The organism is Sphingomonas sp. GW821-FHT12D09 (assembly GCF_058807215.1).
Map to the genome: position 1 here is coordinate 1,003,516 of NZ_JBXAQL010000001.1, position 13,247 is coordinate 1,016,762.

The window sequence follows — 13,247 nt, forward strand, 5'->3', positions numbered from 1 at the left end:
GATGACCGAGCTCTCCCCCGACACCCATGCGCGTCCCGGCACGCAATTCTACGCACCCCAGGCACGACTGGTAAGTGAGACCGGGCAACCGATCCTGATCGAGAGCCACGGCATCAGCAGCGACCTGCTCAGCGCCAAGATCACTCAGGTGAACAGCGGCATCAGCCAGGTCGAGCTGGTGCTCAACAACCAGCGCCATGATCGCGAGAACCGGCTGGTCTGGCCGAGCTGGAAGTATAACCGGCTCGATCCCGTCTCCTTCGGCAACCGCATCCGCGTCGATCTGCGCTACGGCAGCGAAGGCTGGACGCCGATGATCCTCGCGCGGATCACCGATGTCGTTTTCGCCTTCCCGCCCACCGCCGGCGCCAATGTGACGCTGAAGGGCGAGGACCTGCTCAGCCTGCTCAAGGCCAAGCCCGAGAACGACATCGCCTATGCGCAGAAGACCGAGATCCAGATGGTCGAGGAGGAATTGCGCACGTCCGCGTCCGGCCTGACGCTGGCCGGACGGGCCAGTCCACTCACATCCCCGCTGCGCAGCGTGACGCACGAAAAGGCCAAGACCTACCAGCAGTTCATCGAGAGCCTCGCCGAGCGGATGGACTTCGAACTGTTCGTCGATTTCGACAATCCCGATCCGATGCAGGGCGACGGTGCCCGCCCGGTAAAGGCGCATTTCGAGGAGGCGCGCTCGCGGACCTTCGACAAATATGTCTCGCTCCAATGGGGCCGCGACATCGTCGAATTCAAGCCGAACTTCAAGGTGTGGGACGTGCTGACCGACGCCGTGGCGCGCGGTACCGAGCCGGGGCGGCGCGCACCGTTCCGCGAGGCGGTGACCATGGCGCAGGCGCTTGCCGGCGAACTCCATGCCGCGCCGGACGGCGGTGCCACGCCGATCACCGCCGCGCAGGCGCGCGAACGTGCCTTCCATGCCGAGAACCGGCCCGAAGCCAATTCCGAAGCGATCGCCGTGACCAATCTGGACCAAGCTCGTGCGCGCCTCCAGGCCATGGCCAAGCTGCGGACCTCCGCGCGACAGTTCCTGACCGCCGACATCACCACCATCGGCTTCACCCGGCTGCGCCCGGGCATCCATGTCGAGCTGAGGGACCTCTACCCGCCCTTTGACGGCATCTATTACGTCACCCAGGCCGTGCACACGCTGTCGGCGGAGATGGGATACATCACCAAGCTCAGCGTGCGCCGCCCGGGCATGCTCGATCCGGCGCGCTATCCGATGGTGGCGGGATGAGCGGGCTCTTCTCCACCCTGCTCAGCGACCGCGAGGATCGCGAGCGGAGCAACCCGGTCATGGGCGTGCGCTTCGCCGAAGTGACGGACATCACCGACCAGGGCTATGCGCTGCGCTGGCTGAGCGGCCCGGTCGAATCCACGTCCGCCCCGGCACGCGCCGCCGCGTTCATGGCGGGCAGCGAGCGCGGCGCCTATTTCCCGTTCGAGATCGGCGACGAAGTGGTGGTCGGCTTCGAGGACGGCCATCTCGACCGGCCGGTTATCCTGGGCGGCCTGTGGTCCGATCAGGATCGCCCGCCACCCAACGCCGACACCTCGCCCAGCAACAATATCCGCACGATCGTCTCGCGCGCGGGGAGCGAGTTCACCTTCGACGACACCCAGGGTGCGACCAAGGTGACGATCAAGTCGGCGGGCGGGATCGAGATCGTGCTCGACGATGCGCAGAAGAAGCTCACGATCAAGCTAGACGCCAGCAACAGCATCGAACTCTCGACCGCCGGTGTGACGGTCAAGGGTTCCACGATCAACTTGAATTGAGGGGCGAAGATGATCCTGGATCCCCCTGATGCGAAACAGAATTTCTTCCTGATCGGCCATCGCGCGCCGCTGGGAGTAAAGGTTGGCCCCGACGGCAAGGGCGAGCAGGTCGGCGCGCTGATCGTGCAGGTCGTGATCGGCTTCGACGGCGTCAGGCAGGCGCCCGGCGAAGTGCGCAAGGAAGATGCGCCCTACCCCGGTGGCGCACCCGAGGGTCCGTTTCTCTACGAAAGCGAAATCGCGCCGTTCAAGCCGGTGCCCGACGTGATCGTGGTCGCCAACGCCGCGGACGATACCACCCCGTACGGCACGGTGGCGATCGATCGGGGCAGCGGGTTCGGGCCGGAGGCGCCGCGGAGTTTCGGCTGGTCGACCCGCCTCGACACACCGCGCCTGGGGTTGGCGGGACGCGAGGGCGATCTCAACGATCCCGTGTCGCTCGCCGGCTTCAAGGCCGAGCAATTCGACTTGCCCGACCAGTTCGACAATGGCTTCCACAATGGCGGTGGGCTGCCGGGCCAACAGCCCTTCGCCTCCGGCGACCGGCTGCGCTTCACGCCGAATGCCGGCACCGTCCGCACCCTGGTCATCCCGCCGGCGCCGAGCGCGATCGCCAGGCAAGACGGCATGCCGCTCAGCCCGCCGCCCGTGCCTGCGCCGCGCGTCGACACGGTGGTGATGGACCTGATCGCACAGCGCTTCACCCTGATCTGGCGCGCGGTCTTCCACTGGGAACCGCGCTTCGAGACCGCCAAGCTGGAGATCGCGTGATGGGCAAGCCGGTCACCACGACCAAGGGCGGCATCTGCTTCGCCTTCCCCAATGTCTGCCTGACGCCGGTGCCGAGCTCGTCGCCGGTGCCGATCCCCTACCCCTCGATCGGCCAGCTGAGCGACACCACCGGCTTTGCGAGCACCGTCAAGGCGGGCGGCAAGGAGATCGTCACCGCCGCGAGCCAGATCCCCAGCACCACCGGCGATTCCGCCGGCAGCCTGTTCGGCGTCACCTCGGGCGTGATCGGCGGCAGCGTGCTGTTCCCGGCGCATTCGAACACCGTGTTCGCCGAAGGATCGGGGATCGTGCGGATGTTCGACACGACCAAGCAGAACTGCAATCCGGGCGGCACCGCCAATGCCTCGGGCCAGGTGCTCGGCGGGTTTCCGACCGTGCTGGTGGGAGACTGACGATGGCACCCGCCGATCCTCGCTCGACGAGCACCCGCGCCTATCTTGGCAAGGGATGGGCATTCCCGGTGCGCCCGGTTGGCGGCAGGCTCGCGCTCGCCGTGTACGAGGAGGATGTCGAGCAGGCGGTCGAGATCATCCTGCGCACCTCGCCCGGCGAACGCGTGATGCTTCCGCATTTCGGCGCGGGGCTGCGCGACTATGTCTTCGCGGGCAACAGTCCGGCGACGCACCGGCTGATCGAGGAATCGGTACGGCGCGCGCTGGTCGATTTCGAGCCGCGCATCACGGTCGAGCGAGTGCGGGCGAATGCCGGCCCGGACGATCCCAACCTGATGGAGATCGATATCGACTATGTCGTGCGGCGCTCCAACGCTTTCTACAACCGCGTCTTCCCCTTCTATCTGAACGAGGCGGAGTGATGCCGGTCACACCTCCTCGTCTCGACGATCTCGACTATTCCACGATCGAGAAGATGCTGCGCGGGCGCATCCCGCTCGTCGCGCCCGAATGGACCGACCATAACGACAGCGATCCCGGGATCGCGATGCTGCAGCTGTTCGCCTTCCTGGCCGAGCAGGTCGGCTATCGGATCAACCGGGTGCCCGAGAAGACCTATGTCGAGTTCATGAAGCTCGTCGGGGTGCGTCTTCGCCCCACGGTGGCGGCGCGGACGCGGATGGCGTTCGTGCTCGCCAAGCCCGAGCGCGCCGACGGTGTGTTCCTGCCCCGCGGTTCGCGCATCGCCGCCGCCGCCGGCAAGGGCACGCCGCCGGATTTCGAGACAGATGCCGGGCTCGACGTGCTGCCCGCCCAGGTTGCCGCGCTGATCACCACGCGAAATGGCCTGACCGACATCAACGCGACGGGCGAGACGCTGCCCACCGGCGGCGACGCGCGGGCCTGGGCCAGGGAGCGCTTCTCGATCGCCTGGGATGGCAAGTCGCCCAAGCTCAAGGACCTGCCGACCCAACCCGTGCCGCTGTTCTTCAAGCCCGAGGAAGCGACGCACAAGACGCTCTACGTCGCGCTCGCCTTCAACCCCGCGCCGACCGCCGGCTTCTTGGGCGCGCGCGCGACCTTGCACCTCCAGATCGACGCGGACGAGCAGCCCGAGCCGCAACTCTCGGTGCAGGCAGGCGACGTTGCGGTCGAGATCGTCAACGCGGTGCCCGACGGCCCGCCCGCGGTCGAATATGCCTATTACCGCCCCGCCGCACTGGGGGGCAGCACGGGGAGCTGGGAGCCGCTCCAGGTGATCGGCGACGGCACCGGCGGCTGGCAGCAATCGGGTGCGATCCGCTTCGAAGTTCCCGCCCGGATGGGGCCGATTCCGCAGGGAAGCTGGGTCGACTACGCCACCGACCGTCCGCACCCGCTGGTCGGTGCCCTCAAGACTCCGGTCGAGGGCACGCCGAGCGACGTCCCGGTGTCAGGCTGGCTGCGCGTGCGCTTCGCCGTCGCCAAGAAGGTCGCGGTCCGCTCGCTGAGCTTCAACACGGTCGAGGCCGTCAACCTGACCAGCGTCAGCGGGGAACGGCTGGGCCCGGGCGACGGCCGGCCCGGCCAGGCCTTCGCGCTCGCCAACCCCAATGCCGAGGCCGACGGTCTCTCTGTGATCAGCCGCGACGACACCCAGCCCGAGCCGATCCTCGCGTGGCGCGCGGTGCCTGATTTCGACTCAGCCCTGCCTGACGAACCCGTCTATGTGCTCGATGCCGAGGCGGGCATGCTGCTGTTCGGAGACGGCGTGCGCGGGCGTCCGCCGCGGGTCAGCGAGACGATGATCGCCGACTTCTACCGCCACGGCGGCGGCGTTGACGGCAATGTCGTGACGGGCGCGGTCAGCAAGCCCGTCGGCCTGCCGCCTGCGCTCAGCGCCGCGGTAAACATCGTGCCCGCGCGCGGCGGGCGCAGCGCCGAGACGCTCGACGATGCCAAGCAGCGCACCCCGCGCGCCTTCCGCATGCGCGGCCGCGCCGTCACCGTTGCCGATTTCGAGGATTCGGCCCAGGCGGCGCCGGGCGTGCGGATCGCGCGCGCCGCCGCGGTGCCGCTCCACCGCCCCTATCCCGAAGGCCATCGCATCGGCGGGCAGTTCGCGCCGGGGATCGACCTCGGCAGCGACGCGCCGGGGACGGTGACCGTGGTGGTCGTGCCCGAGGCGGAGGGTGCCTATCCGATGCCCACCGGCACCGAGCTGACCGCGGTCGCGAACCATCTCGACACGGTGCGGCTGCTGACCACCGAAGTCCATGTGACGACGCCCCAATATGTCCGGCTCTATGACTTTCAGGTCGCGGTGCGCGCCGAGCCCGGCTATTCGGAGACGCTGCTCCGCGAGGCGATCGGGGATCACCTCTCCCGCCGCATTCACGTTCTCACCGGCGGGCCCGACGGTAAGGGCTACCCCTTTGGCGGCGTGCTCCATCATACCGATCTCGTCGCCGAAATCTTCGCGGTGACCGGGGTGGCGCGGATGCTCGAGCTGTCGTGCATGGTCGATGGCCGTCCCCCCGCAGCCGCCGACCACCCGCTCAGCTGGCGGCTCGAACGCCAGGTGCCTCGGCATCTGACCAATTGCGTGCGCACCGCCGCCGACATTCTCAGCATCGACCTGCTCGCCGACGAAGTCCCCTTCATCGATGCCAGTTCGCTGTCGGTACGGATCGTAGCGGAATGAATGGCGCATCCCCCCTCGCCGCGCGGTTGCGCCCAGGGCTCGACGCCAACGACGCGAGCTGGTCGATCGTCCGGGGCGACGCATGGCGCACGGAGACCGCGAACGGCGTCGGCTATGACGACGCGGCCGGCGGGCTGGCGCTCGCCCCGCGGGTTCGCCCCGAACTCGCCACCTGGCGCGCCACCGCGCCGGTCGAAGCGCCTGACGGCAACTGGTTCGTGAGCGATGCGGAGCACGACCGGCTGCTTCGCCGCGGCCCGTGCGATAGGGACTTTGTTCCCGTTGCCCGGATCGGCGGCACCGGCCATGCAACCGGCCGCCTGCGCGCCCCCTCAGGGCTCGCCATCGATGCCCGCGGCCGTGTCTATGTCGCCGACAGCGGCAACGCGCGCGTGCAGGTGGTGCTGCCCGTGACCGGCGAAGTCGAGGCGGTGCTCTCCGAAGGGCTCGTCCAGCCGGTGGCGCTGGCGCTCGCTGCGGACGGGACGATCTTCGTCGCCGACCTGGGTACCAGGCGCATCCATCCCTTCAGCGCGCATTTCAGCCCAAGGCCGAGCCTCGCGCTGGCGACCAGCGATCCCTGGACCGGCAAAGCCTGGGATATGGAGCCCGCGCCGCAGCCTGCCGGCATCTTCTTGCTGCCCGACGGCACCCTGGCGATATTCGACCCAGGCCGCGCAATGCTCTGGCACATGAGCGCCTGTGGCGAGGCGCTTCCCGCATTGCCGTGGCCGGCGGCAGGGCAGCAGCCCCCCGGTTGGCCCGCGACGCCTGCCCGTTTCGAAAGCGAGGGCGAGATCCTGCTCGGGCCGATCGACAGCGGCAGCTACAATTTCGCATGGCACCGCATCCTCGCCGAGGCCGATCTGCCGTCTGGCAGCCGGATCGCGATTCAGACCTTCGCCGCCAACCGCACCGACGCACCGGTCCATGCCTGGGCACCGCGCGCGCCGGTACCGATCCCCGTCGCCGATGCCGATATCGACGCGACCGAATATGACCGGCTGATCCTTCCCGATCCGCACGGGTGGGAACGCTGGAGCCTCGGCCCGCTGCTCCGCGCCGAGCCGCTGGTGCATCGCTTCGCAGGCGACGGCCCCCTCGCAGTCGACCGCTTCACCCTGCCGATCGATGCCGCGCGCCAGCTGCGCGTGGGCGATCGCGTTGTCTTCACCACGCCGGCCGGGGACAGCACCGACGCCGTGATCGTCGGCGCCGCGCCCTGGCAGGTGTCGGTCGCCGCCTCGGGACCCGCCCCCGCCTTTGCCGAACCGCCCCTGCTCGCCGCCCGCGACGGCGCCGCGCTTTCCTATGGCGCGCTGCCCTTGTCCTTCCTGTTCGATGCGCCACCGCTGCTCGATCTGGGCGGGCTCACGCGCGACGGCAGCCCCGAGGCTGCGACCCTGCCCCATGCGCTCGCCGCCTTCCTCGATCCGGGCGACCTGGTGCGGCTCGGTGCCGCCCGGTTCGAACTGGTCGAGCCGCTGTCGGAGACGATCGAATTCACGCTCGACCACGCCGTTGAGGGCGATTTCGCGAAGAGCACGCTCAGCCTGGCCGACGCCCATGGCCGCCTGATCGTGCGCGATGCTGTGCTGGAAGCCGGCCCGCTGCCGCAAGCAACCCGGCTCGCGGTGATGGGCGAAGTCCATGCCGACACCGCCGGGGTCGCCTGGGTCGAGCCGAAGCGCGGGACGATCTGGCTGGCGCCCGGCGCGCTTTCCGGCCCGGTGACCACGGCGAACTGGGTCAGTACCCGGTTCCCGGAACCGGCCCCCACCGACAAGGGCCGCTATCTCTGGGCTCGCCTGCGCCTGACCGGCACGCCCGCGCCGGCACCCGAGACCGAAGGCGCGATCAGCTCCCCCCTGATCCGCGCGCTCCGCTTCACCGGCCCGCGGCCCGCACTTACCGAATGGCTACCCGCGGTCTTCTCGCGCCGCGATCCCGACACCGAGCCGCCTGGCGCCACTTTCCTCGAGCGCTTCCTGACGCTGTTCGAAGGCGAATTCACGCGGATGGAAAGCGCGTTCGAGAGCGTCTCGCGCCTGCTCAATCCAGACGCCGCAGACGCCGAATGGCTGGACTTCGTCGCGTCCTGGCTCGAACTCGCCTTCGATCCCAGCTGGCCGATCGAGCGCCGCCGCGCGCTGGTTCGCGAAGGCGCCGCGCTTCAGGCAGGGCGCGGGACTCGGGCAGCACTCGCCCGCTATCTTGAAATCTATACTGGCACGGCACCGGCGATCGTGGAGAGCTTCCGCAACCGGCCGCCCCTGCCGATCCAGCTCGGCGCACGTGGCGCCCTGGGCGTCGGTCCGCTTGGCGGCAAGGCGAGCGTAGCGCGCACCACGGACGGCCTGGCGCATCGCTTCGCCGTTACCGTGACGCTGCCCGAAGGCCAACACCGTGCCGCGGCGCGCAGCACTGTGCTGCGGATCATCGAAGCGATGAAGCCCGCGCACACCGTCTTCCAGCTCGACACCGGGCGGGGTGGCGGCACGCGTATCGGCATGGACGGCAGCGTCGGCACGGTGGTGATCGCCGGCCCGGAGCCCTTGGGGCCGTGCGCCTGCGATCCCGATAGTGAGGACACGCCCCGCGGCCATGTCGCGGCAGGATTCAAGCTCGGCGGCCGATTGGGCCGCGCGGGCACGCTCGAAACCGTTCTGGGAGACTGACAATGGCCAGGGGGCACGATCACAGCACGATGGACTGCGCCGATGCGGCGCGGTGCGGCCTTCCCGCCGGCTTCTTCCGCCTGCGCTATTTCCATGGGAAGCAACTGCGCCTCGCCGATTATGTCGATGAACAGCGCTATCATTCGGGAAAGATGCGCTTCCACAATGATCGCCTGCACGGTGCGGGCATATTGTGCGGGCTGCGCGTCTCGCTGCTCGATCCGCCCGACGGGCTGGCGCTACGCGTTGCCCGCGGCGCGGCGCTCGACGATTGCGGGCGGGAGATCGTCGTCGGCTACGACCAGTGCGTCGATGTCGACGCCTGGTGGAAAGCGCAGAAACGCAAGCCGCGCGATCCGGACGAAGCCAATCCTTGCCACCCCGATGCCGAGCATCGCGTTCGGATCTGCGTCGCGCTGCGCTATTCGGAATGCGCCCAGGCTCCCGAGCCCGCGCCGCGCAGTCCGTGCGATTCCCCCTCCGGCAGCGGTTGCGGCTGTGGCGGTGGGAGTTGCGGGTGCAGCACCTCGCCGTGCCCCGATCCCTGCGGGGACGGCGCCGAGTTTGGCCGCGTGACCGAGCAGTTCGACCTGCGCCTGATGTTCCATGAAGAAGCGGAGCGGCTGACCCAACACCGCCTCTTCCCCACTGCCAAGGCGATCGACGCGGCGTTGGCGGAGGGCTCCGGCGCGATCGGGCTGCTTCAGAGTCTTGCCATACCGATCCGCGCGGGTTGCCCCGGCTCGAACGAGGAGTGGCTGCTGCTTGGCTGTTTCTATGCGGTGGTCGATGCCGATGATGCCGATCGGATCGTCCGGGTCGAGGATATCGATTACGATTGCGCGTCGCAGGTCCTGCTGTCGACCGAAGTCATCCAGCATCTGCTCGCCCGGCTCTATGCCGAGGTCGATCTCGGCACGGGTGGGCCCGAGGTCGCCCGCGTCGAATTCCGGCGCCTCGACGAGGGCCGCTACCAGTTCGTTTTGCCGCTGACCCGGCGGCTCGACCCGGACTCGGTCGATCGCGACAGCTTCAACCTCCGCCGCCTGCGCGATACCGGCTGGGACACGCCCGACGGCGACGCGCTGCGAACCGAATATTCGGATGCGATCGAGGACGGCCGCTACACGATCGATGGCCCGGCACTCTACGTCACGGTGAAGAATGGCGAGAATATCCTCGCCGCGGGCAAGCGCTATCACCTCTTCGTCCAGCGCGATGCGCATCCGATGGTGGACATGCGGTTGCGGCCGCTACGCCCACGCGACTTCATCTGGCGCTTCACGCTCGACACCGATGACGAAGGCAATCTCGTGATGACCGTGCCGCCGCACGGCCATCACGCCTGAGGGACATCGCCATGGCCACCGATACGCCTGCAGCCGGCTCCGACCCCGACAAGCCCGAGGTCCCGCCGGGCGCCACGGCCCCGCCCCCCTTCACGGAATCAGAACCCGAGTTCGATCTCGAGATGACGACAAAGCGCAGCAAGGCCCGTGCCGTGGTCGAGACGCTGATGCCGCTGGTCGAGGCCTATGCCGGCCGCCGCGTGATCCCGGATGCGCAGACCAGTGCGGAGACGAAGACCGGCCTGTTCACCACGGGCGAGGAAGCCGTGCTCGCCATGGCCGGGCGCAAGGCCTTTGCCGAGACGGTGCAATACACGTCGAAACTCTATCCGGTGATGGGCGCCGAGCCATTCGAGGCAGTCGCGAAGGATGGCACGACGGCGATGCCCGACACCTTCCAGATCCTCTCGCTCGCCCGCGCCGCCGGCGCCTTCGCCAAGCACGACCAGAACGAACCCGAGGAGCAGGGCATCCCCGAGCAGCAAGTCATGCTGCTCGCCGTCAAGCCGGGCGAATATCCCTATTCCGACGTCCCCGTCACTCCCGCCGAGGCCAGGAGGGCCGCCTATATGCAACGGATCGAGACCCCACCGCCGCCGGCGATGCTCGCGACCCAGTCGGGCAACAGCTATGCGATCATGCCTGCCCAGGCAGCCGGCCAAGGCAGCAGCGGCCAGGCGGCGATGATGGCCTCCGGCAATGCCTATTACGGCATGACGACGCGCTATTCCGGCACTGCGCTCCAGGCCGGTGGCGGCAGTTGCGGGTGCAGCAGCTGCGCGGGCGGCCGTGCCAGCTTCACCTTCCCCGATGCGCGCTATGACGAGGCCGGCAAGTGCAAGTCGCTGTTCAGCATCTCGTGCGAGACGCAGTGGCGGCTGCGCGAATGCTTCAAGACCGCGCTGTGCGACACGTTGCGCTGCATCGGCAGCGAGCTGTGCGAGGACGGCCAGCTCAAGCCTCATCCCGATCTGAAGCAGTGCCTCGAGCAGTTCCTGTGCACGATGGTCGCCTGCCTGCCCGAAGCCATCTGCCCGACCGGGGCGCCCGAGGCCGGCTGCCTGCCGGGCAGCGCGACGGGCTGTGGCTGCAATTTTGCCGTGGGGAAATGAAATGACTGTCCAGCACGCGCCCGATTTCCGACCCTGCGTCCCCGGCGCCTTTCGCGGCGGGCTTTCGCGCACGCTCTTCTTCGACGGCATGGTCCTGTCCGAAGAAGACATGATGCGCGAGCAATCCTATTGGCGCATGAAGCGCCGGCTCACCAACCGCGCGCTCGGCCATGGCATCGTCTGGGGCCTGTCGCTCGAATGGGATTCGCAACAGCGTCGCTTCACGCTCTGCCCGGGCTATGGCCTCAGCTGTTGCGGCGACGATCTCGTGGTCGAATGCGCCGAGACGATCACCGAGCGCCAGCTGATCGACCAGTGCGCCGAGGATTTCCGCAAGCTGCTCGCTGACCCGCTCGATCCCTGCGGGGAGGCGCGGCGACCCGATTCACCGGTCGAAGCGTGCCTCATGCTCGAATATGTCGAGTGCCCCGAGGATCCGCGCCGGGTCTATGAGGATCCCTGCGCCGAGGGTCCGGCGGCCGGCTGCCGCTACGGTGCGGTGCGCGAGACAACGCGGCTGCGTCTCGTCCCGCTTCCGCCGCCTCCACCCGCGGGGCCGATCGAGCGGTTCTGCAAGCAGGTAGCCATGCTCAAGGCCGAACTGGCGAGTTCGGGCATTCCGATGCCCCAGAGCAAGTTCGACGAGCCGGCCGAAAGCGAAGTGTCGCTGAGCCTCTCCACCGCCGCGGGCGATCAGCGCCAGCACGATGGCCTACCGCTCACGTCCGGTGCCGTGCTCCAGCTCGAGATCGCGCATCAGCTCGGTGCCCCGTCCCCCGCCGCCGAATTCGGCATCCGTGTCGAGCCACCTGAGCTGCACTTCTTCGCGGCGGCGATCGTCTCAGGAAGCAACCGCAGCGGCGCGGATACGCTCATGGCAGTCGAGGAAACGCGCAACCAGGCGCAATTCGCGTCGGGATTCACCTACGAAATCGAGGCGGAGGTTGCTCCCCTGTTTTGGAGCGGCGAACCAAGGCGCGTGCGCTACCAAGTGACGGGATCTGCCTCCAACAGCAATGCGGGAGGCATGGACGCGCAGGTCACGCGGCTTGAGATACGCGTGCTTTCCGTCGATCTGCTTCCGCGCCGTACGGACTGCACCAGCTTGCTCGCCGATGCGCTGTTCCGGAACGGCAGCGCGCTGTGCACGCTCAAGACCCTGGCCATGGCGGTGATCCATGGCTGGTTCGTGGGTTCGATGGGTGGGCCGGCCTGCAACGACGCGCCCGATCCCTCGCCGGGGCGCGAGGCACTGGCCTGGATGGCGTGCAAGACCGCATGGGAAGCGCTCTACGGGGTCGATATCAATCGCAATCCCGAGATCCAGAAATGCCTGCGCCGGCTGTTCGCCGAATGGTGCGAGAGTTTCCACTACAAGGGCCCGCGTTGCGAACATGATGCGCATGGCATCTTGCTTGGTAGCGTGCAGATCTCGCCCAAGGGGCAGATCCTCTGCTTTCGCGAGTGGGCGCACCGCCGCTATGTGCTTACCGGCCCACTGCTCACCCATTGGGGCGGCCGCCTGGGGCTGGTGCCGCTCGACGTCGCGGCGACGCGGCTGGCGAGCTGGATCTGCTGCGTCGCTGGCGCGCCGCTTCCGCAGAATGCCCAGGCCGGTCTCGCGCCGGGCACCGCAGCGGCCCCGGCACCCGCTGCGGCGGAGGCTGCCGCCGTGCCGATCGCGACCGACACCTATGTCTTCGCCGGCAGCTCCGAAGCCAGGATGGTCGCGGGCAACAGGAACATCGTCGCCAAGCGCGAGGTGAGCCCCGCAGCCTTCGTTGCCGAAGCGGTCAGCGCGATGTTCGGCGGCGGGCAGCGCCTGTCCTCGACATCGGACGTGGAGATCGTCTCGACCAGCAACGGCGCGCTCAACATGATGCGCGCAAAGGACGGCGCCGCGCCGGCGGAGCTGGCGTCGGGGGGCGACGCCGTCCGCAGCGAGATCGCCGTCGCGGCAGCCACTGCGCCGGCAATGGCGCGCGCCGCGATCCTCGACTTCGGGTCTGGCTTCGCGGAATCGGTGCCGCTGTCCGCCCTCAAGCCCGATGTCGAGAACAAGGCCTTCGACCCCGCCGTCGCGGCGCTCGAGGAAGCCGGTATCGGGTCGATCGCCGAGTTGCTGCGCGTTGGCGCTGAACCGGCCGCGACGCGCGTGCGAACCACGCTCCAGGGCGAGCTCGGCAATATTGTCGCGGTCGATCGCGGCGTCGCGCTCGTTGCCAATGCCGCAACGCGGGCGCTCACCGAGACCGCGGAGGCACTGGCTGCGGAGGCCAAGGCACGCGACCCGGAGGAGCCCTTCACCCGCGCCGATCTGCTCGATACCGGCACGCTGACTGCGGTCCGCAACGCCGCGAACGTGCATCTCAAGGGCAAGGGCCTGACCAACAAGGCGCTGCGCGACGTTGCTGCCAGCGCTGCGGCGCGATGAGGAGAAG

General features: G+C 68.6%; 10 protein-coding genes. All 10 read left to right on the forward strand.

Going from position 1 to position 13,247, the window contains the following annotated elements:
- Position 1 precedes the first annotated feature (1 nt).
- From AC1RPL_RS04550 to AC1RPL_RS04595, 10 genes are read left to right on the forward strand one after another with little or no spacing between them, the layout of a single operon-like run.
- Positions 2-1,258: a hypothetical protein gene (locus AC1RPL_RS04550; protein ID WP_493068064.1), complete on the forward strand. Its 1,257-nt coding sequence runs from the start codon at positions 2-4 to the stop codon at positions 1,256-1,258.
- Positions 1,255-1,800 (forward strand): phage baseplate assembly protein V, encoded by a 546-nt coding sequence (locus AC1RPL_RS04555; RefSeq protein WP_493068065.1) that lies wholly within the window; start codon positions 1,255-1,257, stop codon positions 1,798-1,800. Before AC1RPL_RS04550 ends, AC1RPL_RS04555 begins: the two co-directional genes overlap by 4 nt.
- 9 nt (positions 1,801-1,809) lie before the next feature.
- Entirely contained in the window at positions 1,810-2,571 is a 762-nt protein-coding gene (locus AC1RPL_RS04560; RefSeq protein ID WP_493068066.1) for a hypothetical protein, read from the forward strand.
- The gene (locus tag AC1RPL_RS04565; RefSeq protein WP_493068067.1) at positions 2,571-2,984 is read left to right on the forward strand and encodes a DUF4150 domain-containing protein; all 414 of its coding nucleotides are present in this window, start codon (positions 2,571-2,573) and stop codon (positions 2,982-2,984) included. Before AC1RPL_RS04560 ends, AC1RPL_RS04565 begins: the two co-directional genes overlap by 1 nt.
- Positions 2,985-2,986: 2 nt before the next feature.
- The gene (locus AC1RPL_RS04570; RefSeq protein WP_493068068.1) at positions 2,987-3,406 is read left to right on the forward strand and encodes a GPW/gp25 family protein; all 420 of its coding nucleotides are present in this window, start codon (positions 2,987-2,989) and stop codon (positions 3,404-3,406) included.
- Positions 3,406-5,667: a putative baseplate assembly protein gene (locus AC1RPL_RS04575; protein ID WP_493068069.1), complete on the forward strand. Its 2,262-nt coding sequence runs from the start codon at positions 3,406-3,408 to the stop codon at positions 5,665-5,667. Before AC1RPL_RS04570 ends, AC1RPL_RS04575 begins: the two co-directional genes overlap by 1 nt.
- A complete protein-coding gene (locus tag AC1RPL_RS04580; protein WP_493068070.1) occupies positions 5,664-8,345 on the forward strand; it encodes a phage tail protein in 2,682 nt (893 codons plus the stop codon). Before AC1RPL_RS04575 ends, AC1RPL_RS04580 begins: the two co-directional genes overlap by 4 nt.
- 2 nt (positions 8,346-8,347) lie before the next feature.
- On the forward strand, positions 8,348-9,694 hold the full coding sequence (locus tag AC1RPL_RS04585) for a hypothetical protein (RefSeq protein ID WP_493068071.1): 1,347 nt from the start codon (positions 8,348-8,350) through the stop codon (positions 9,692-9,694).
- A gap of 11 nt (positions 9,695-9,705) precedes the next feature.
- Positions 9,706-10,806 carry a hypothetical protein gene (locus AC1RPL_RS04590; protein WP_493068072.1) on the forward strand — a complete coding sequence of 367 codons (1,101 nt, stop codon included), beginning with the start codon at positions 9,706-9,708 and terminating at the stop codon, positions 10,804-10,806.
- A gap of 1 nt (position 10,807) precedes the next feature.
- Complete coding sequence (locus AC1RPL_RS04595; protein ID WP_493068073.1) at positions 10,808-13,240, forward strand: hypothetical protein; 2,433 nt, start codon at positions 10,808-10,810, stop codon at positions 13,238-13,240.
- The last annotated feature ends 7 nt before the right edge of the window (positions 13,241-13,247 follow it).